Origin of the sequence: Streptomyces sp. CAI-85 (assembly GCF_013363615.1) — a bacterium.
Lineage (GTDB): Bacteria > Actinomycetota > Actinomycetes > Streptomycetales > Streptomycetaceae > Streptomyces > Streptomyces antibioticus_B.
The window spans coordinates 36,970-57,442 of record NZ_JAANNX010000034.1; the positions used below are offsets into that span (position 1 = coordinate 36,970).

Below are 20,473 nucleotides of genomic sequence, written 5' to 3' on the forward strand. Positions count from 1 at the left end.
CGCCCGACCCGGGGACCCGAAGCCTCCCCGCCCGGTCGGCGAGAGCGCCTCCCCCCGGGGCCTCTGCCGGCCTTCGACGCCCGCGGCGCTTCCGAAGGGGGGCGAGGCGATCTTGGGCAGGCGGGGCAGGGGACGTCGGGTCAGCGGGCCGTTGCTGTGATGCGTTCGGATTCGATTCGGCGGGTCAGGGTGTCCTCGGTCGCCCGGTCCAGGTTGCGGCACAGGACCACCGAGCCGCCGCTCGCCAGGGGGCCGTACAAACCCGCGCTCAGGCCCTCCCAGGTGTCGTAGGGGAGGCCCGACAGGAGTCGGGAGCCCGGGCCCGTCAGGCCGAGGCCCGCCGCCTCGGCGCGGGCGCGCTCCACCACCTCCGCGCCGCTGTACTCGGCCCCCGCCACCACCAGCGCGGGCGCCTCGGGATCGACGGGCGCGTACGGCGCGAACCGGTCGCCGTACGTCGGGACCTCCACGGCGTAGTCGGCGTACCCCTCCGGCGGCGACGGCACGAACCGCCGGCCGAGCGGCGCCAGCGACAGCGCGTACCGGTCCCCGCCGCAGGCGAGCCCCGCCTCGAAGTGCCCGGGCCCGGCCACCACATGGTCGGCGCGCCCCGGATCCCCGCCCACGTCCGCCACCGCACCCACCGAGGCGCACGCCAGCAGCCACACCGCCGTCTGCCAGTGCGCGGGCAGCAACAGGGCGATCCGGTCGCCGGGTTCCACCGACATCCCGTCCTGGAGGAGGTTCGAGGTCTTGGCCACCCAGTTGGCGAAGGTGGCCACGGACAATTCGACCCGCTCGCCCGTGGCGTCGTCGTAGAAGGTCACCAGGGGACGCGAGGGATCCGCGGCGAGCGCGGAACGCAGCAGGTCGGCAGGGGTGCGATCGGTGGCGTTCACCCGCGCAAGCGTACGCGCCGCACGACCGGCACCCGTACCGCACGGCCACCGGTTCGGCCGAACGCCCCCGCCCGGCGCACCACCGGTTCGGCGGAACGCTCCCGACAGCCCGTCAACTCACCGATGGACAGATATGTATGGGTATGTCCAGGATCGTTGGCATGCGTGGATTGCTCACTTCCTCGATCGGCGTCACGTGTGCGGCGGCTCTCGCCCTCCCCCTGACGCCGCCCGCCTCCGCGGCGCCGGCGCCAACGGCGCCGAGTGCGGAGGTGGCGCCCGTCGTCGCCCCCGATGCCCCCGACCTCTCGGGCAGCACCCAGTCGCTGCCCCTCACCCCCCTGACCCGCGACCGCGCCGCAGGCGCCGCCGCCGAACAGGGCGTGTCCCGCCGGGACGTCCGCCCCTTCTCCCTCCTCGGTGTCGTCTGGGACGACCCGGACACCGACCTCGCCGGCACCGTCCAGGTCCGCACCCGCGGCACCGGCACCGGCGCCTGGTCCGGCTGGCAGGACGTCGAGACCCACTACGCCGACCACGGCGCCGACCCCGACAGCGCCGAGCGCGCCTCCGGTCATCCCCGGGGCGCCACCGCCCCCTTGTGGGTCGGCGACTCCGACGGCGTCGAGGTCCGCGTCCGCCCCGACGCGGCCCACCGCGCGGAGGGCACCGTCCGCGGCACCCGTACGCCCGCTGCCTCCGCCCCGCTCCCGGCCGGCCTGCGCCTGGAACTCGTCGACCCGGGAGACACGACGACGGCCGCGGACCGCTCGACGACGGCCGACGCCGTTCCCGACACGGATACGGCCGTTCCCGACGCCGTGTTCCCCGATGCTCCCGACACCGCGACCGGTGCCCGCCCCGGCGCCGACGCCCCCTCGGGACGCACGGCCGACTTCCTGTCGTCCGCCGCCCTCTCCGAGGGAACCGTCCTGACCACCGACCCCGCGACCACCCGCACCGCCCCGTCCGCCCACAGCGCCAGATCCATCGGCGCCGGCACCCCCCGTACCGCCGCGTCCGCCGTCTCCCCGTCCGTCGCGGCCTCCGCCGCCAACGCCGCGCTCGCACCCCTCGGTGCCTCGGAGATCTCCGCGCTCGACGCGGCCGGGACCCGCAGCGAGCTGTTCGCCCTGCGCGGCGGCGAACTGACGAAGGCACAGCGGGCGAAGCCGTACATCGGCCCGCGCCCCCGCATCGTCACCCGCCACGGCTGGGGCGCCGACGAGAAGCTCCGCGAGTCCGGCTTCCGCTACACCAGCACGGTGAAAGCGGCGTTCGTCCACCATTCGGCGACCGGCAACTCGTACAAGTGCTCGCAGGCGCCCTCCGTCATTCGCAGTATCTACCGCTACCACGTCAAGAGCCTGCGCTGGCGGGACATCGGCTACAACTTCGTCGTCGACAAGTGCGGAACCATCTACGAGGGCCGGGCCGGCGGCGTCGCCAAGGCGGTCCTCGGCGCGCACACCCTCGGCTTCAACAGCAACAGCATGGGAATCGCCGTTCTCGGCACGTTCACCTCCACCAAGCCCAGCTCCGCCACGGTGAAGGCGGTGGCCAGTCTGACGGCATGGAAGCTGGGTCTCTTCGGGGGTAATCCAAAAGGAAAGACATATCTGAAGTCCGGAGGTGGCAATCTCTACCCAAAGGGAAAGAACGTACGACTGAACGTGATCTCCGGTCACCGGGACGGATTCGCCACGGAATGCCCAGGGCGGCAGCTCTACGGCAAGCTCGCCTCGGCCCGAAAGACGGCGGCCGGCTACCAGGGCCGCTGAAAGCCGCGGCCGGGGAGATCGCTCAGCGGGGGGCACATTCATCAGCCGTCGTGGGGGGACAGTCTCCTGGGACTGGGACGGAACACCGCACGGCCTCGAACGCGCCACACACGGTCTGCATACACTGGCCGGCCGAAAGACAGTTCGGCCGGTCCCGGCAGGAAGCAGAGACGAAGGTGACAGAAGCGATCCTCCTGGTCGGCGGCAAGGGCACCCGACTGCGCCCGCTCACGGTGCACACGCCCAAGCCCATGGTCAGAGCGGCCGGCGTGCCGTTCCTGACCCACCAGCTGGCGCGGGCCAAGGCGGCGGGGGTGGACCACATCGTCCTCGCGACGAGCTATCTGGCCGAGGTCTTCGAACCGCATTTCGGCGACGGCTCGTCGCTCGGACTCCACATCGAGTACGTCACGGAGGACGAACCCCTCGGCACCGGCGGCGCCATCCGCAACGTGGCGTCCCGGCTGCACTCCGGCCCGGACGACCCGGTGCTGGTCTTCAACGGTGACATCCTCACGGGCCTGGACATCAGACGCCTGGTGGCGACGCACGAGACGACGGGGGCGGACGTCTCACTGCATCTCACCCAGGTGACCGACCCCCGGGCCTACGGCCTGGTCCCCACCGACGAGACCGGCAGGGTGCTGGCCTTCCTGGAGAAGCCGCAGACCCCCGAGGAGATCGTCACCGACCAGATCAACGCGGGCGCCTATGTGTTCCGCCGGTCGGTCATCGACACCATCCCGGCGGGCCGTCCGGTCTCGGTGGAACGCGAGACGTTCCCCGACCTGCTGGCCGCCGGGGCCCACCTCCAGGGCATGGTGGACTCCACCTACTGGCTGGACCTCGGCACGCCGGCGGCCTTCGTGCGCGGCTCGGCGGACCTGGTCCTCGGCCGGGCCCCGTCCCCGGCGATCCCCGGCCGCTGCGGCGACCGGCTGATCCTGCCCACGGCGATGGTCGCGGAGGACGCCAAGCTCACCGGCGGCACGGTGGTCGGCGAGGGCGCCTTCGTGGCGGAGGGCGCGCGGGTCTTCGGCTCGACGATCCTGCCGGGCGCGGTCATCGAGCCCGGCGCGGTCATCACCGACTCGCTCATCGGCACCCGCGCCCGCGTCGGCGAACGCTCCGTCCTCACCGGGACGGTCATCGGCGACGGCGCGATCATCGGGCCCGACAACGAGCTGCGCGAGGGTGCCCGGATCTGGTGCGACGCCCAGATCCCGGCGGGCGCGGTCCGCTTCTCGTCGGACCAGTAGTACGTCACGTTCCGGACGCCGGCGGGTTCCCGCGAGGGGGCCTGACCGGCGTCCGGTGCGTCCGGTGCGTCCGGTGCGTCCGGTGCGTCCGGTGCGTCCGGTGCGTCCGGTGCGTGGCGTGCGTCCGGCGGCGGTGGGGGAGTGGGCAGGGGCAGGGCCCCTCACAGCTTCCCGATGTCCCCGCGGGTCATCCGCGGCGCCCGCCGCTCCGGCACCCGCCCGCTCAGCAGGATCAGCCGCGCCGCCCGATGCCGCTGCCCGGCGTACGGCTCCAGCAGCTCCAGCATCTCCGCGTCGTCCGCCGACCGGTTCCCGGCCAGCGCCCATCCGACGATCCCCGGCAGATGAAGATCGCCCACGGTCACCGCGTCCGCCGCGCCGTGGCTGCGCTGCACCGTCTCCGCCGAGGTCCACGGCCCGATGCCCGGCACCAGCTCCAGCCGGGACTGCGCCGCCCCCGCCTCCATCCCCGACGCCTCCTCCATCCGCGCCGCGACCCGCACCGCGCGCAGGATCGTCGACGCCCGCTTGTCGTCGACCCCCGCCCGATGCCACTCCCACGACGGGATCAGCGCCCAGGTCCGGGGCGCCGGCATCACCCACAGCCGCCCGCCCGCCGCGGGCCCCGGCGCCGGCTCGCCGAACTTCCGCACCAGCAACCGCCACGCCCGGTACGCCTCGTCCGTCGTGACCTTCTGCTCCAGGACCGACGGGATCAGCGACTCCAGCACCAGCCCGGTCCGCGTCAGCCGAAGCCCGGGACGCCGGTGCCGGGCCAGCGCCACCACCCGGTGCCGTGGCGCGAACGCCTCCGGCTCGTCCGAGGCGCCGAGCAGATCCGGCATCCCGTCGAGCAGCCACTCGCCGCCCGGCCCCCACGCCTCACCGCGTACGGCCCCGCCGCCCGGCACCACCGACACCCTCAGCGTGCCCGGCCCCGAGGGCGTCAGACTCGCCCGCCACACCGACCCGTCGGGCGTCGCCCGGAACGTCGGATCCCCGGGCCCGCGCCGCAACGGCCCCAGCACCAGCCCCAGATCGACCGGCCCCGCGGACACCCAGGTCCGCACCCGCCCCGCCTCCGCGCGCGCCGGCCGTGGCACCCCGGCGGGCACGGGGACATGGCCGCCGCGCACGGTCGTACGGGTGGGGCGGGGAGCGAATCGTCCTGCCACGGATGAGGTCCTGGAAGCTCGGGGTTCCCCGCCGCGTCCGGGAGGGGCCCTACGAGGGTAGGCCGAAACCCGCTCCGCACCTCACCCCTTCTTCCGTTCTCACCGCACCTCGATGAACGCCCCCGCGTCCCGCTCCGGCCGGGCCCGCGGCTCCTCCGCCGGATGCCCGACGGCCACCGCGCCCATCGGGTCCCAGCCCTCCGGCAGTCCCAGCACCTCCCGGACCACGTCCCGGCAGAACATCGTCGACGACACCCATGCCGAGCCCAGCCGCTCCCCGGCCAGCGCGACCAGGAAGTTCTGCACCCCGGCCCCGGCCGCGACGACGAACATCTCCCGCTCGGCACCGTCCCGCCGCGGATCGCCGTAGTGGTGCGAGCCGTCCATGACGAGACACGGCACCACCAGATACGGCGCGTTGCGCAGGACGTCCCCGCGCCGCACCCGCTTCGCGATCGACTCCTCAGACTTGCCGTCCCGTCCGAGATCCGCGATCCACGCGTCCCGCATCGCGTCCAGCAGCCGCACACGCGACTCCTCCGACTCCAGCAGCACGAACCGCCACGGCGTGGTGTGGTGCGGGGCGGGCGCCGTCACGGCCGCGGCCACCGCCCGCCGTACCGCCTCCGGGTCGACCGGTTCACCGGTGAACGCCCGCACGGTCCGCCGCTGGGTCACGGCCAGCCGCACCGCCTCCGACGTGCCGAGCCGGAACATGTCGTCGCGCGCGCCGCGCACCATGACCCGGGCGCCCTCCCCGGTGTCGTCCGCCACCACCTCCGGCAGCCCGCGCACCACGGCCACGGGCAGCCCGGCGGCCTTGCCCTTCACCAGGTCCCCGGCCGCCGCGAGTTCGTCCGCGGTCGCCACGACCGTCGCGCTCAGCGCGTTGCCGTGCGCGTCCGTGCCGCCGCGCAGGTCGTCCAGCACCCGTACGCCCGCGGCGCCGATCGCCACGTCCGTGAGCCCGGCGCGCCAGGGCCGCCCGAAGGTGTCGGTGACGACGACGCCGACCTCGACGCCGAGCGCGTCCCGCAGCCCGTCCCGGATCGCCCGGGCCGACGCGTCCGGGTCCTCGGGCAGCAACAGCACGGTCCCGGCAGGGGTGTTGGAGGCGTCGACGCCGGCCGCCGCCATCACCAGGCCCTGCCGGTTCTCGACGATCCGCAGCGCCCCGCGGCGGGCCACGACCCGTACGGTCTCGGCGTCGATCGCCGCCTCCCGGTCGTCGGCCGCGACGATCCGGCCCTCCGCCTTGGACACGATCTTCGACGTGACCAGCAGGACGTCCCCGTCGCGCAGGCCCGGCTCGGCGGTGGCGATCAGCTTGGCGAGGTCGTCGCCACGCTGCACCTCGGGCAGTCCGGCCACGGCCCAGACCCGGTAGCCGCTCTCCTCGCTCACGCCCCCCGCACCTCCTCCGCCAGCTCCAGCGCCTCACGGGCCATCCGCGTGGTCGCCTCGATGTCGCTCATCATCAGCGGCACGGCCCGGCAGCGGATCCCGGCCGCCTCGATCCGCTCCACCGACCCCGCGTCCACGGTGTCCACCAGCCAGCCGTCCAGCAGCCCCGAGCCGTAGTGCTCGGCGACCGCCGCGGCCGTCGACTCCACGCCCACCGCGGCGAGCACCTTGTCGGCCATCCCGCGCACCGGCGCGTCCCCGACGATGGGGGAGAGGCCCACCACCGGCACCCCGGCCCCGGCGATCGCCTCGCGGATACCGGGCACGGCGAGGATCGTGCCGACGGAGACGACCGGGTTGGACGGCGGGAACAGCACGACGTCCGCCGCGGCGATCGCCTCCAGCACCCCCGGCGCCGGCTTGGACTGCTCGGCCCCGACCGGTACGACGGCCTCGGCCGGCACCGACGCCCGCATCCGCACCCAGTACTCCTGGAAGTGGACCGCCTTGCGCTCGCCGTCCACCTCGACGGCGACATGGGTCTCCACCCGGTCGTCGGTCATCGGGATCAGCCGCACCCCCGGCTTCCACCGGTCGCACAGCGCCTCGGTCACCGCGCTCAGCGGGAACCCGGCGCCGATCATCTGCGTCCGCACGATGTGCGTGGCGAAGTCCCGGTCGCCGAGCCCGAACCACTCCGGCCCGACGCCGTACGCCGCCAGCTCCTCCTTCAGATGGAAGGTCTCGTCGGCCCGGCCCCAGCCCTGCTCCTCGTTGATGCCGCCGCCGAGCGTGTACATCACCGTGTCGAGGTCGGGGCAGACCTTCAGCCCGAAGAGATGGATGTCGTCGCCGGTGTTGCCGATGACCGTGATGTCCGCGTCCGGCACGGCCTTCTTCAGACCGCGCAGGAACCGGGCACCACCGATACCGCCTGCAAGAACCACAATGCGCATGGGAGCCAGTCTCGCAGGCGGCCGGGACCCGGCACCGGGCGGTTGTGGACAACCACCGGCCTGTGGACATCCGGGCCACCCGTACGAGTTGCCCCTGCCCCGTTCCGCCGCCGCGCGTCGTCCCGTTCCGCCGCTACGCGCTGACGGTGTCCACCTCGTCGTGCTCGTCGTGAGTCTCCCGCGCCGCGCAGGCCACCGGGGCCGCGGCGGCCGGGCGGAACCGGGAGCCGGGGTGCATCGGCATCTCCGTCAGTCCCGGGAAGTAGACGTGCAGGCTGACCGCGGGCTCCAGCGCGTCGTTGGCGACCTCGTGCACATACCCCGGGGCGAACACCCGCTGCGCGCCCGCGCCCAGCACCCGCTCGCCCTGCTCGGTGCGCTCGGTCAGCGCGCCGTCCAGGATCGTCAGCACACCGGAGGAGAGTCCGTGGTCGTGCGGTCCGCTGCCCTGACCGGGCACCCACGACAGCAGCCACACCTCGTAGCCGGGGCCGGTGCGCAGCCGGTGGTACCAGCGGGAGGCGGCGTCGTAGCGGACCAGGTGCTCCCACTGCGAGCGGTCCGCGGCGAGGGAGCGGGCCAGTCCGACGAACTCGGCCACGGTCGCCGGGTGCTCGCGCGGCGGCTGGAGGAGGTGCGGGACCTCGAGGATGTCACCGGCGATCTGGAGGTCGCTGTCGCTGTTCATGGGATGCGGGGTTCCTCGGCGGAAGAAGTGTGGGGGGCTGGGGTCTCGCGTGCCGTCCGCCCGGATCGCGGGTGGAACAGATGCGCCCTGGTACGGGCCAAGGGGAAACAGCAGCCGGGTCTCGGTCGACGCGGGGACAGCCGGAGCGCGTTGGGCTCAACAGCTTGAACAGAGACAACAGCTACAGCGAGCACGGGCAGCACCGTGGGACCCGGCGGAGCGGGTCGAGGTGAGCGCCAAGTTCGCGAGCATGCCCACAAGGACACCGGTTCACACCTTCACTGTCAACTCGACGCCCGGTATGTGGGACATGGTTCACCTCATCCGGTGCACCTGTGAGGCGAAAGGTTTGTGCAGGGGCCAGCCGGGAGACATGGCGCACATGCCGGGCGCGCAAGCCTTGTGGTGATCCCGTGATCGGACTGTGATCAGGTTCGCTTCCGCGCGTGTGTCGCAACGGGATCGCTTCCCTGGACGTCTTTCCCCGCACAAGCGCTGTGCGGAGCCGGGCTTCCGCCGGGGCCTCTTCCGCGTGTCAAGGTTTATGCCGATTTGAACACTTACCGCACGGCCTTGGTTCCGCAGAGTGAATAAGGGGCCCAATAGCAGATCCCGGCTTGACTCGCCCGGAGCAGCACACTTGTAATTTCACTCGTGTCGTTCAGCCGCACATCGGTGACGGCCACGTCACGGGGACGCGAAAGACAGAGCGAGGGGCGCACATGACCGAGCTGGTGCAGCAACTGCTGGTCGACGACGCGGGCGAGGAACTCGGCTGGCAGGAGCGCGCACTGTGCGCCCAGACCGATCCCGAGTCCTTCTTCCCCGAGAAGGGCGGCTCCACCCGCGAGGCCAAGAAGGTCTGTCTCGCCTGTGAGGTCCGCTCCGAATGCCTCGAGTACGCCCTCGCCAACGACGAACGGTTCGGCATCTGGGGCGGTCTGTCCGAACGGGAGCGCAGGCGGCTGAAGAAGGCCGCAGTCTGAGCCTCCCGGCACGGACTTCGGGACAGGGTGAACGGCCCGTCGCAGGTGGTTGTCCACAGGCGGCGGGCCGTCCGCATGCCCAGCCGCTAGTGTGGGCGCTCGTCCGAGACACCCCGCCGCCGCCACGCGGCGCAGGGGTCCACCACAGTCCACCGAACCGGGGCCCGTACCTCGATGTCCGTGCACAGCCACCCGGCAGCCCACCGCGACGCTGCCACACCTGAGTTCCCGCGTCATGTCGTGACCGCGGTCCTCGTCTCCCACGACGGAGCCCGCTGGCTGCCCGACGCGCTCGCCGGGCTGCTCGGCCAGGAGCGCCCCGTCCAGTCCGTGATGGCCGCCGACACCGGCAGCTCGGACCACTCCGCGCAGCTCCTCGCCGACGCCCTCGGCGACGACCGCGTGCTCCACCTCGCCCGCCGCACCGGCTTCGGCCAGGCTGTCGAGGAGGCCAACCGCACGGCCCCCGTCCTCACCCCCGAGGAACTGCCCTACCTGAAGCGGCCCAGCGGCTGGGACCCCGTCACGCGCACCTGGCGCGACGACGCCTACGACCTGCCCGAACTGCCGTACGGCGAACCCGTGCAGTGGCTGTGGCTGCTGCACGACGACTGCGCCCCCGCACCGGACGCCCTCGCCGAACTGCTGCGCGTCGTGGACAACGAACTCGAACTCGGCCGGGACGACGTCGCCGTGGTCGGCCCCAAACTGCGCGGCTGGTACGACCGCCGGGCGCTCCTCGAGGTCGGCGTCACCATCGCCCACTCCGGCCGCCGCTGGACCGGCCTGGACCGCCGCGAACAGGACCAGGGCCAGCACGACCACGTCCGACCCGTGCTGTCCGTCTCCTCCGCCGGCATGCTGATCCGCCGTGACGTCTTCGAGGAACTCGGCGGCTTCGACCGCCGGCTGCCCCTCATGCGTGACGACGTCGACCTGTGCTGGCGCGTCACCGCCGCGGGCCACCGCGTCCTCATCGCCCCCGAGGCCGTCGTACGGCACGCCGAGGCCGCCTCCCGCGAGCGCCGCGCCGTCGACTGCGCGGGCCGCACCACCGCCTCCCCGCACAAGGTCGACAAGGCCGGCGCCGTCTACACCCTGCTCGTCAACAGCCGTACGGCCGTGCTGCCGTGGATCCTGCTCCGGCTGGTCCTCGGCACCGTCGTGCGCACCCTCGCCTACCTCGTCGGCAAGGTCCCCGGCCAGGCCCTCGACGAGATCCGCGGTCTGCTCGGCACCCTGCTGCGTCCTGAGCGGATCATCGCCGGGCGCCGCAGTCGCGGCACACCCGTCGTCGACAAGGACGAACTGCGGCCCCTGTTCCCGCCGCCCGGCGCGACCGTGCGGGCCACCGTCGAACAGGTCGCCGGCAACCTCTTCGGCGCCTCCGACGCCGAGACCCCCGGCGGCGCCGGCCGGCACGGCGGCGGCATCGAGTCCGGACCCGGCGGCGACGACGCCGACTTCCTGGAGATCGAGCAGTTCGCCCGCCTCAAGCGCATCGCCCGCAAGCCCGGCCCGGTGCTCTTCCTGATCCTGCTGTTCGTCTCCCTCGTCGCCTGCCGCAACCTCCTCGGCGGCGGCGCGCTCGCCGGCGGCGCCCTGCTGCCCGCCCCCGCCGACGCCTCCGACCTGTGGTCGCGCTACCTCGACGCCTGGCATCCGGTCGGCGCGGGCGGCACCCCGTCCGCACCGCCCTACCTCGCGATCATCGCCTCGCTGGCCACCCTGCTGCTCGGCTCGACCGGCCTCGCCCTCACCGTGCTGCTGGTCTGCTCGGTGCCACTGGCCGGCCTCAGCGCCTACTTCGCCTCCCGCCCGCTCGTGGAGTCCCGCCTCCTGCGCGCGTGGGCGGCCGTCGCCTACGCCTTCCTGCCCGCCGCCACCGGCGCCCTCGCCGGCGGCCGCGTCGGCACCGCCGTACTCGCCGTCCTGCTGCCGCTCATCGCCCGCGCGGGCATCGCCGCGAGCGGCCTCGCCAACAGCTCCGGCGCCCGCGGCAGTTGGCGCGCCACCTGGGCGTACGCGCTGCTGCTGACGGTCACCACCGCCTTCACCCCGATCGTCTGGCCGATCGCGCTCGTCCTCGGCCTCGCCGTCCTGGCCGTGCGCCGCACCGAACTCGCCGCCTACGGCGCCCGCTTCCTGGCCCAGCTCGGCACCCCCCTGCTGATCCTCGCGCCCTGGTCGCTCACCCTGCTGCCGACGGGCTTCTTCACCCAGGCCGGCCTCGACCACGGCGCCTCCACCGCGACCGCGCTCGACCTGCTCGCCGCCAGCCCCGGCGGCCCCGGCACGGTCGACGGACTGATGCTCATCGGCATCGTCCTGGCCGCCCTCGCCGCCCTGCTGCGCGGGCAGCGCCAGTCCGGGATCCGCACCGCCTGGGCCGTCGCCCTGATCGGCCTGGTCTTCGCGGCCCTGTCCAACGCCTCCACCTGGGCCGGCCCCGCCACCCTCGTCTACGGCATCGCCCTGCTGGCCGCCGCCGTCATCGGCGCCGACGGCGCCCGCGCGCGGGTCGCCGAACAGAGCTTCGGCTGGCGCCAGCCGGTCGCCGCCCTCATCGCCTTCGCCTCCGCCGCCGGCCCGCTGCTGCTGGCCGCCGGCTGGATGATCGGCGGCGCCGACGGCCCCCTGGAGCGCCGCGACCCGGTCCAGGTGCCCGCGTTCGTCGCCGAGGAGGCCGGCACCCGCGACCAGGCCCGCACCCTCGTCCTCGACAGCGACTCCACCGCGCGCGTCGGCTACATGCTGGTCCGCGGCTCCGGCGCCCGCCTCGGCGACGCCGAACTCGCCGCCGCGGACGGCGAGAACGCCACCCTCGACAAGGTCGTCGCCAACCTGGTCGCCGGCTCCGGCGCCGACCAGAGCGACGAACTCGGCAAGTTCGCCGTGCGCTACGTCCTCGTCCACAAGGGCGCGCCCCGCGAGGTCACCCGCGTCCTGGACGCCACCCCGGGCCTGAGCCGGCTCAGCCAGCAGGACGGCAGCGCCCTGTGGCGGCTCGACCAGGAGGTCTCCCGCGCGGGCATCGTCGCCGCCGACCGCGAGGGCACCCCGGTCCCGGTCGCCGCGGGCCCCGTCGAGATCCACACCACGATCCCGGACGGCACCGACGGCCGGATCCTGCGCCTGGCCGACACCGCCGCGGAGGGCTGGACCGCCACCCTGGACGGCACGCCGCTCAAGCGCACCACCGTCGACGGCTGGGCCCAGGGCTTCGAACTCCCCGCCTCCGGCGGCACGCTGGACGTCGTCTACGACGACCCGTTCACCCACACCGTCTGGCTGTGGACCCAGGGCTTCCTCGCCCTGGTCCTGGTCGTCCTCGCCCTGCCCGGCCGCCGCCGCGAGATCGACGACGACCTGCCCGAGGAGGCGCTCGTCCCCGCCCAAGCCGTCGACGGCGAGGGCCGCCGCGCGCGCCGCCTGCGCGCCCAGGCCGAGGAAGCGGGGGAGGAGCAGGGAGACGCGGCCGAGACCGGCCCGGTCACCGGCCCCGGCCAGGACACCGGCTTCCCCGGTGAACCGGACACCCCGGTCGTGCTCCCGCAGCAGCAGTCCTACGCCGAGTGGGACCAGCCCGACCCCGTGGGCGCCGAGTACGGCGGCTACCCCGCCGAGCAGTACCAGGACGGCGCGCAGCAGTACCCGGCGGGCGGCTACGACCAGCAGTCCTACGACCCCTACCAGGCCGGCCAGTACGACCCGTACGCCTACGACGGCCAGTCCCCGCAGGCGCCGTACGGGCAGACGTACGGCTACGACCAGGGCCAGGGCCAGGGCTACGGCGACCAGGGCTACGACCCGGCCTACGATCCCGCCTACGACCCGGCCCGGCAGGGCCACGACCCGCACGGCAACGGCAGCGAGCGCCCCGACGGGAGCCAGCAGTGAACCGCACCACCCTCTCCCTGATCGCCGGCACGGCCGCGCTCGCCGCCGTCACCGGGTTCGCCGCCCTCAACCAGCCCGCGGCCGCCGGCCCGGACACCGCCAGGGCGGCCGCCGAACTGCCCGTGGAGCGCACGAGCCTGGTGTGCCCGGCGCCCAGCTCCTCCGACCTCGCGGAGACGGCGTACACGGCCTTCACGCCCGTCACGAAGGGCACGCAGGACAACGGCTCCGCCGAACTCCTGCCCGCCGGCCAGGAGTCGACGGACACGGGCGACGAATCAGGCGAGGGCGACAAGGACGAGACGGACGAGAAGGGAGAGAAGGACGGCAAGGGCGACAAGAAGAAGGCCGCCGAGAAGCCCCTCCTGACGCAGAAGGAGCCCGGCACCCCGGCCGTCGGTGAGACCAACGGCGGCGACGCGCCCGCGCTGCTCGGCACCGCCGAGGGGCAGTTCGCGCCCGGGTGGACCGTCCAGGCGACCAGCGAGGTCGCCGCCGGCAGCGGCCGCGGCCTCCTCGGCGTCACCTGCACCCCGGCCGACACCGAGTTCTGGTTCCCCGGTGTCAGCACCGCCGCCGACCGCACCGACTACGTCCACCTCACCAACCCGGACGACTCCGCCGCCGTCGCCGACATCGAGCTGTACGGCAAGGACGGCGCCCTCCAGACCACGGTCGGCGAGGGCATCACCGTCCCGCCGAACTCCAGCGAGCCGGTCCTGCTGTCCACGCTCACCGACGAGAAGCAGGACGACGTCACCGTCCACGTGAACATCCGCAGCGGACGCGTCGGCGCCGCCGTCCAGGCCCTGGACGACAAGCTGGGCGGCGACTGGCTGGCCGCCTCCGCCGAGCCCGCGGGCAGTCTGGTGATCCCCGGCATCCCCAAGGACGCCACGGCCGTCCGCCTGATCGCCCACACGCCCGGCGACACCGACGCCGACCTGAAGGTCCAACTCGCCTCCCCCACCGGCCTGATCACCCCCGCCGGGCACGAGACGCTGCACATCAAGGGCGGCATGACGACCGCCGTCGACCTCGGCGACGTCACGCGCGGGGAGGCCGGCTCGCTGATCCTCACGCCGGTGGACCGGTCGGTCCCGGTCGTCGCCGCCGCACGCGTGCTGCGCGGCAAGGGCGACGACCAGGAGTCGGCGTTCATCCCGGCCGCGGCCCCCGTCGGCACGCGCGCGTCCGCCGTCGACAACTCCGCCAAGGGCTCCACCCTCTCCCTGACGGCCCCCCGGGGCACCGCCAAGGTCAAGGTCACGGCGTCCGCGGGCAGCGGCGGCGGCAAGGCCGCCTCCCAGACGTACACGATCAAGAAGGGCACCACCCAGGACGTCGAACTCCCCGTCCCCGACGGTCTGAAGGGCACCTACGCGCTCACCGTGGAACCCCTCACCGACACCCCGGTCTACGCCGCCCGCACCCTGAAGGCCACCCGGGAGGGCGTCCCGGGCTTCACCGTCCAGACCCTGCCCGACGACCGGGGCACGGTGGCGGTGCCGGAGGCCGACGAGGACGTGGCGGTGCTCCAGAAGTAGCCCGGCCCACGGCCGCGCGGGGCACGCGGCGGGTAACTCGATCGGGGGACGCGGTCACTCGTAAGGGGGGTGGTGGGCGGGGGCGCCGGTCAGTCCTCGCCGTAGCGGGGATCCACCGTCTCCGGGGTCAGCCCGAGCAGCTCCGCCACCTGCTCCACGACGACCTCGTGGACCAGCGCGGCCCGTTCGTCCCGCCCCTTGGTGCGGATCTCGACCGGCCGCCGGTAGACGACGACCCGCGCCCGCCGCCCGTCCCGCGCGGGCACGGTCCCGCCGAGCGGCACCGCCTCGTCGTTCCACGGCTCCCCGGCCGCGGCCGGCCGCGGCACCTCCAGCACCATGAAGTCGATCTCGCCGAGCTGCGGCCACCGCCGCTCCAGCCGCTCCACGGAGTCCTGCACCAGATCGGCGAACACCTCGGCACGGCTGGCGGCCAACGGCACCTGCGGCGGCGCGATCGGCCCCCGCATGCCGCGGCCGTGACGATCGCGACGACGCGGCCCGGGGCCTGCGGCAGGGGGCGGTACGGGGTTGTCCATCACTGGTGCAGCCTAGACCCCGTCAGGACCCGGCGACCGGCTCCACGCCCCCGCCCGGCCGGACCGCCCCGGAGCACCCCGGTACACCCCGCATGTCGCCGGATGACCATTCCGGCCAAGCTTGGGCTCGATTCCGTTACCCTCCGGGACCGGCGATCTCGCGGCAATTGGTGAGGTTTGTACCAGGTGATGACCGGGCGGTGTGGTCTTCCTCCCGTTAATGACTGGTGTTCGCGCAGGTCAGCGGGGTATGACTGAGGAGGCGCGTGGGGCGTTTCACAACACGACACGGTGGAGTGACCTGGTGGAGAGTCGTCGCGGCCCGCTCAAGAGTGCGGTACCGTCCAACGTCGTGAGCCCTGTACGTCGCTGTTCGCGAACCGCCTGCGGCCGACCCGCCGTGGCGACGCTGACGTACGTCTACGCCGACTCGACCGCGGTCCTCGGCCCGCTCGCCACCTACGCCGAACCCCACTGCTACGACCTGTGCGCCGAGCACTCCGAGCGCCTCACCGCCCCGCGCGGCTGGGAGGTCGTCCGGCTCCTCGACGGCTCGGCCCCCGCCCGCCCCAGCGGCGACGACCTCGAAGCGCTCGCCAACGCCGTCCGCGAGGCCGCCCGCCCCCAGGAGCGGCGCGCCGGAGCGGCAGGCGGCCGCGGCGCCGACCCGATGGAAGTCGCCCGCCGCGGACACCTGCGCGTCCTGCGCTCCCCGGACAACTGACGCCGCCACGCCGCTTTCCCCGCCGCACCCGCGTCCGATGACTGCGCGCAGGTTACTTCTGTGGGTCCACTCGGCGGACTCACAGCGCCTCCTGAACCGTTCCGGGTAGTTTGTGGCGACGTGAACAGGACTTCCAGGAAGGTCGGCCCGTGGCTGTAGATCTGTCGCAGATCGTGAAGGCGTACGACGTGCGCGGGGTGGTCCCGGACCAGTGGGACGAGTCGCTCGCCGAACTCTTCGGCGCGGCCTTCGCCCAGGTCACCGGCGCCGCCGCGATCGTCGTCGGCCACGACATGCGCCCCTCCTCGCCCGGTCTGACCAGCGCCTTCGCGCGCGGCGCGGCCGCCCTCGGCGTCGACGTCACCGAGATCGGCCTGTGCTCCACGGACCAGCTCTACTACGCCTCCGGCGCCCTCAACCTGCCCGGCGCCATGTTCACCGCCTCGCACAACCCCGCCCGGTACAACGGCATCAAGCTGTGCCGTGCCGGCGCCGCCCCCGTCGGACAGGACACCGGCCTCACCGAGATCCGCGAGCTGGTCGAGCGCTGGAGCGAGACCGGCGCCCCCGAACCGGCCGCCGTACCGGGAACCGTCACCCGCGCCGACACGTTGAACGACTACGCGGAACACCTGCGCTCCCTGGTCGACCTCACCTCCATCCGCCCCCTGAAGGTCGTGGTCGACGCGGGCAACGGCATGGGCGGCCACACCGTCCCCACGGTCCTCGACGGCCTCCCCCTGACCGTCGTCCCGATGTACTTCGAACTCGACGGCACCTTCCCCAACCACGAGGCCAACCCGCTCGACCCCGCCAACCTCGTGGACCTCCAGAAGCGCGTGCGCGAGGAGTCCGCCGACCTCGGCCTCGCCTTCGACGGCGACGCGGACCGCTGCTTCGTCGTCGACCAGCGCGGCGAGCCCGTCTCCCCGTCCGCGATCACCGCCCTCGTCGCCGCCCGCGAACTGGCACGCAACGGCGGCACCGGCACGATCATCCACAACCTGATCACCTCCTGGAGCGTTCCCGAGGTCGTGCGCGAGCACGGCGGCACCCCGGTCCGCACCCGCGTCGGCCACTCCTTCATCAAGGCCGAGATGGCCACCTCCGGCGCGATCTTCGGCGGCGAGCACTCCGCGCACTACTACTTCAAGGACTTCTGGAACGCCGACACGGGCATGCTGGCCGCCCTGCACGTCCTCGCGGCCCTGGGCGGCCAGGACGGCCCGCTCTCCGCCCTGGTCGCCGCGTACGACCGCTACACCGGCTCCGGCGAGATCAACTCCACCGTCGCCGACCAGGCCGACCGCATCGCCGCGATCAAGGCCGCCTACGCCGACCGCCCCGACGTCACCCTCGACGAGCTGGACGGCCTCACGGTCACCTCCACGGACTGGTGGTTCAACGTCCGCCCGTCCAACACGGAACCCCTCCTCCGCCTCAACGCCGAGGGCCGCGACGAGCCCACCATGGCCAAGATCCGCGACGAGGCACTGGCGATCATCAGGGCGTGAGCGCGTACGGGGTGGGGGGCCGACCCGACCCCCCACACCCGCTGCCGCCCGGCGGTACGCTGACCAGGCACGTCCGCATACCCGCACACCCCCCGACCGCCACCCAGAAGGGACACCCCATGCCGCTCGAAGCCGGCCTCCTGGAGATCCTCGCCTGCCCGGCCTGCCACGCCCCGCTCAAGGAGCAGGACGCCGAGCTGATCTGCACGGGACAGGACTGCGGTCTGGCGTACCCGGTCCGCGACGGCATCCCCGTCCTCCTCGTCGACGAGGCGCGCCGCCCCGCGTAACCCGCGACCGGGCCGCGGCCATCCGCGTTCGTCCCCCGAACAACCCCCGGTGATCGGAGACTTCCGCCATGCTCGACGACTCGCTGCTCGACACGCCGGAGGCCCTCGCCGAGGCCGACCGCCGGGCCCTCCTGCGCGGCGCGGCCGAAGCGGGCGCGCGCGTCCGCACCGCCGCCCGCCTGGCCGCCGAGGCCGGTGTCCACGAGCTCAAGCCGGACGGCCGCCCCCGCGCCATCCTGATCGCCGGCCCCGGCGCCGCCGCCACCTGCGTCGCCGACCTCCTCGGCACCCTCGCCGGCGCCGCCTGCCCGGTCATCCGCCTCGCTCCCACCGGCGTGGCCCCCGCCGCCGGCGCCCTGCGCTGGGAACTCCCCGGCTGGGCCGGCTCCGTGGACCTCCTCCTCATCGCCACCCCGGACGGCACCGAGCCCGGCCTCTCCCTCCTCGCCGAGCAGGCGTACCGCCGTGGCTGCACCGTCGCCGCCGTGGCCCCGGCCGGGACCCCGCTCACCGAGGCGGCCGTCGCCGCGCACGGCCTCTTCGTACCGCTCGCGACAGCGCCGTACGAACAGGACGAGCAGCCGCCCGTCGCCGCCTCCGCGCCCGGCGTGCTGTGGGCCCTCCTCACGCCGCTCCTCGCGCTCCTCGACCGCATCGCGCTGCTGTCCGCCCCGGCCGACGCGCTGGAGAAGGTCGCCGACCGCCTCGACCAGGTCGCCGAACGCTGCGGCCCCGCCGTCGCCACGTACAGCAACCCGGCGAAGACCCTCGCCGCCGAACTCGCCGACGCGCTCCCGGTGATCTGGACCGAGGGCGTCTCCGCGGGACCCGCGGGCCGCCGTTTCGCCGCCGCCCTCGCCGAACTCGCCGGGCGCCCGGCCGTCGTCGCCGAACTCCCCGAGGCCCTCGCCGAGCACAACGCCCTGCTCGCCGGCCCCCTCGCCGCCAGCGCCGACCCCGACGACTTCTTCCGCGACCGCGTCGAGGAAGCCCCCGCCCTGCACGCGCGCGTGGTGCTCCTGCGCGACCGTCCCCTCGGCGGCCTCACCGCCGCCCCCTCCGCACGCGAGCTGGCCCTCAGCCACGACACACCGATCAGCGAACTCGAACCCGAGGACGGCGACGAACTCGTCACCCTCGCCGAACTGATCGCCACCACCGATTTCGCCGCCGTTTACCTGGCGCTCGCCACCCAGAGCTGACACTCAGACAGACACAGATGTAGAGACAGACAGGCAGGCACAGAACCCGATGGACCGCCTCGACAACACCGTCCGCCCCTACGCCTGGGGCTCCCCGACCGCGATCCCGCACCTGCTCGGCACCGAGCCGACCGGCGAACCGCAGGCGGAGATGTGGATGGGCGCCCACCCCGGAGCACCCTCACGCACCCCCCGGGGCACCCTCGTCGAGATCATCGAGCGCGACCCGCGGCACGCGCTCGGCGCGGCGGCCGTCGACAGGTTCGGCCCCCGCCTGCCGTTCCTCCTCAAGCTCCTCGCCGCCGGCGCCCCCCTCTCCCTCCAGGTCCACCCCGACCTCACCCAGGCCAAGGAGGGCTACGAGGACGAGGAACGCCGCGGCATCCCGCTCGACGCCCCGCACCGCAACTACAAGGACGCCAACCACAAGCCCGAACTCATCTGCGCGCTCACCGAGTTCGACGGCCTGTGCGGCTTCCGCGACCCGCTGCGGGCCGCCGACCTCCTCGACGGCCTCGGCGTCGACTCCCTCAAGCCGTACGTCGACCTCCTGCACGCCCGCCCCGAGGAAGCCGCCCTGCGCGAGGTCCTCACCGCGATCCTCAGCGCCGACCCCGACGAGACGGCGGCCACCGTCAGCGCCGCCGCGGCCGCCTGCGACCGACTCGGCGGCGACTACGCCCCCTACGCCGGCATCGCCCACCACTACCCCGGCGACCCCGGCGTCATCGCCGCCATGCTCCTCAACCACGTCCGGCTCCAGCCCGGCGAGGCCCTGTTCCTCGGCGCCGGCATCCCGCACGCCTACCTCGACGGCCTCGGCGTGGAGATCATGGCCAACTCCGACAACGTCCTGCGCTGCGGCCTCACCCCCAAGCACGTCGACGTCCCCGAACTCCTGCGCATCGTCCGCTTCGAACCCGGCGACCCCGGCATCCTGCGCCCCGAGGCGTCCCCCGACGGTGAAGAGGTCTACGAGACCCCCATCGACGAGTTCCGCCTGTCCCGGTACGTCCTCCCCGAGGGCGGCGGCACCCACGACCTCACCCGCTCCACCCCGCAGATCCTGCTCTGCACCGCCGGCACCGTACGGACCGGAGACCTCGAACTGACGCCCGGCCAGTCGGTCTTCGTCCCCGCGGGCGAGCACACGCGCGTGTCCGGAGCGGGCACTCTCTTCCGGGCCACTGTGATGGTATGACCGGCCCTGTGGACACCTGACACACCATCGCCGCGCCGTGCTGCAAGAATGACCCACCGGCAAAGGCCGGGCAAAGGCCCGCACGGCGAACCGGCGGTTCGAAGGCGAAGGGACAACGCGGACACATGAGCGCGTCAGGCGGCACCAAGGCGATCGTGGCGGCACTCGCCGCCAACCTCGCGATCGCGGTATCGAAGTTCGTGGCGTTCGCCTTCAGCGGCTCGTCGTCGATGCTCGCCGAAGGCGTGCACTCGCTCGCCGACTCGGGCAACCAGGCACTCCTCCTGGTCGGCGGCAAGAAGGCCCAGCGCGAAGCCACCCCCCAACACCCCTTCGGCTACGGCCGCGAACGCTACATCTACGCCTTCCTCGTCTCCATCGTCCTCTTCTCCGTCGGCGGCATGTTCG

The 20,473-nt window shown here is 73.6% G+C and carries 17 protein-coding genes; 11 read left to right on the top strand and 6 right to left on the bottom strand.

Annotated elements, in window-relative coordinates:
* Window positions 1-140: 140 nt before the first annotated feature.
* A complete protein-coding gene (locus G6W55_RS26930; protein ID WP_175523400.1) occupies window positions 141-899 on the bottom strand; it encodes a TIGR03089 family protein in 759 nt (252 codons plus the stop codon).
* A 161-nt stretch (window positions 900-1,060) separates the two neighbouring features.
* Here G6W55_RS26930 and G6W55_RS26935 point away from each other — a divergent pair, with 161 nt between their 5' ends.
* Complete coding sequence (locus tag G6W55_RS26935) at window positions 1,061-2,680, top strand: N-acetylmuramoyl-L-alanine amidase (RefSeq protein ID WP_254876463.1); 1,620 nt, start codon at window positions 1,061-1,063, stop codon at window positions 2,678-2,680.
* 176 nt (window positions 2,681-2,856) lie between these two features.
* Window positions 2,857-3,939 carry a sugar phosphate nucleotidyltransferase gene (locus tag G6W55_RS26940; RefSeq protein WP_030792855.1) on the top strand — a complete coding sequence of 361 codons (1,083 nt, stop codon included), beginning with the start codon at window positions 2,857-2,859 and terminating at the stop codon, window positions 3,937-3,939.
* A 161-nt stretch (window positions 3,940-4,100) separates the two neighbouring features.
* Here G6W55_RS26940 and G6W55_RS26945 read toward each other — a convergent pair whose 3' ends face one another.
* The 4 genes from G6W55_RS26945 to G6W55_RS26960 form a co-directional block, all read right to left on the bottom strand.
* A complete protein-coding gene (locus tag G6W55_RS26945) occupies window positions 4,101-5,114 on the bottom strand; it encodes a DNA-3-methyladenine glycosylase (protein WP_175523402.1) in 1,014 nt (337 codons plus the stop codon).
* Between the two features lie 99 nt (window positions 5,115-5,213).
* Window positions 5,214-6,518 (bottom strand): coenzyme F420-0:L-glutamate ligase, encoded by a 1,305-nt coding sequence (locus G6W55_RS26950; RefSeq protein WP_175523403.1) that lies wholly within the window; start codon window positions 6,516-6,518, stop codon window positions 5,214-5,216.
* The gene (cofD, locus tag G6W55_RS26955) at window positions 6,515-7,474 is read right to left on the bottom strand and encodes a 2-phospho-L-lactate transferase (RefSeq protein ID WP_175523404.1); all 960 of its coding nucleotides are present in this window, start codon (window positions 7,472-7,474) and stop codon (window positions 6,515-6,517) included. Before cofD ends, G6W55_RS26950 begins: the two co-directional genes overlap by 4 nt.
* A 133-nt stretch (window positions 7,475-7,607) precedes the next feature.
* Window positions 7,608-8,162, bottom strand: a complete 555-nt coding sequence (locus G6W55_RS26960; protein WP_175523405.1) for a cysteine dioxygenase family protein — start codon at window positions 8,160-8,162, stop codon at window positions 7,608-7,610.
* A gap of 722 nt (window positions 8,163-8,884) precedes the next feature.
* Between G6W55_RS26960 and G6W55_RS26965 the strand changes: the two genes are divergently transcribed.
* The 3 genes from G6W55_RS26965 (at window position 8,885) to G6W55_RS26975 (ending at window position 14,595) form a co-directional block, all read left to right on the top strand.
* Window positions 8,885-9,148: a WhiB family transcriptional regulator gene (locus G6W55_RS26965; protein WP_030792866.1), complete on the top strand. Its 264-nt coding sequence runs from the start codon at window positions 8,885-8,887 to the stop codon at window positions 9,146-9,148.
* A 174-nt stretch (window positions 9,149-9,322) separates the two neighbouring features.
* Window positions 9,323-13,048 (top strand): glycosyltransferase, encoded by a 3,726-nt coding sequence (locus G6W55_RS26970; protein WP_175523406.1) that lies wholly within the window; start codon window positions 9,323-9,325, stop codon window positions 13,046-13,048.
* Window positions 13,045-14,595, top strand: coding sequence for a DUF5719 family protein (locus tag G6W55_RS26975; protein ID WP_175523407.1), 1,551 nt, complete (start codon window positions 13,045-13,047; stop codon window positions 14,593-14,595). Before G6W55_RS26970 ends, G6W55_RS26975 begins: the two co-directional genes overlap by 4 nt.
* 89 nt (window positions 14,596-14,684) lie before the next feature.
* Here the strand turns inward: G6W55_RS26975 and G6W55_RS26980 are convergent, their stop codons facing one another.
* Window positions 14,685-15,134 (bottom strand): metallopeptidase family protein, encoded by a 450-nt coding sequence (locus G6W55_RS26980; protein WP_078633690.1) that lies wholly within the window; start codon window positions 15,132-15,134, stop codon window positions 14,685-14,687.
* A gap of 304 nt (window positions 15,135-15,438) precedes the next feature.
* Here G6W55_RS26980 and G6W55_RS26985 point away from each other — a divergent pair, with 304 nt between their 5' ends.
* The 6 genes from G6W55_RS26985 to G6W55_RS27010 form a co-directional block, all read left to right on the top strand.
* Complete coding sequence (locus tag G6W55_RS26985) at window positions 15,439-15,858, top strand: DUF3499 domain-containing protein (protein WP_175523408.1); 420 nt, start codon at window positions 15,439-15,441, stop codon at window positions 15,856-15,858.
* A gap of 149 nt (window positions 15,859-16,007) precedes the next feature.
* On the top strand, window positions 16,008-17,372 hold the full coding sequence (locus G6W55_RS26990; protein ID WP_030792880.1) for a phosphomannomutase/phosphoglucomutase: 1,365 nt from the start codon (window positions 16,008-16,010) through the stop codon (window positions 17,370-17,372).
* 119 nt (window positions 17,373-17,491) lie between these two features.
* A complete protein-coding gene (locus G6W55_RS26995; protein WP_020940431.1) occupies window positions 17,492-17,662 on the top strand; it encodes a Trm112 family protein in 171 nt (56 codons plus the stop codon).
* A 68-nt stretch (window positions 17,663-17,730) separates the two neighbouring features.
* Window positions 17,731-18,864: an SIS domain-containing protein gene (locus tag G6W55_RS27000; RefSeq protein ID WP_078633687.1), complete on the top strand. Its 1,134-nt coding sequence runs from the start codon at window positions 17,731-17,733 to the stop codon at window positions 18,862-18,864.
* 49 nt (window positions 18,865-18,913) lie between these two features.
* A complete protein-coding gene (gene manA / locus G6W55_RS27005; RefSeq protein ID WP_175523409.1) occupies window positions 18,914-20,065 on the top strand; it encodes a mannose-6-phosphate isomerase, class I in 1,152 nt (383 codons plus the stop codon).
* Window positions 20,066-20,190: 125 nt separating this feature from the next.
* Window positions 20,191-20,473: cation diffusion facilitator family transporter (locus G6W55_RS27010; RefSeq protein WP_175523410.1), on the top strand; the 283-nt coding region annotated here is incomplete at its 3' end.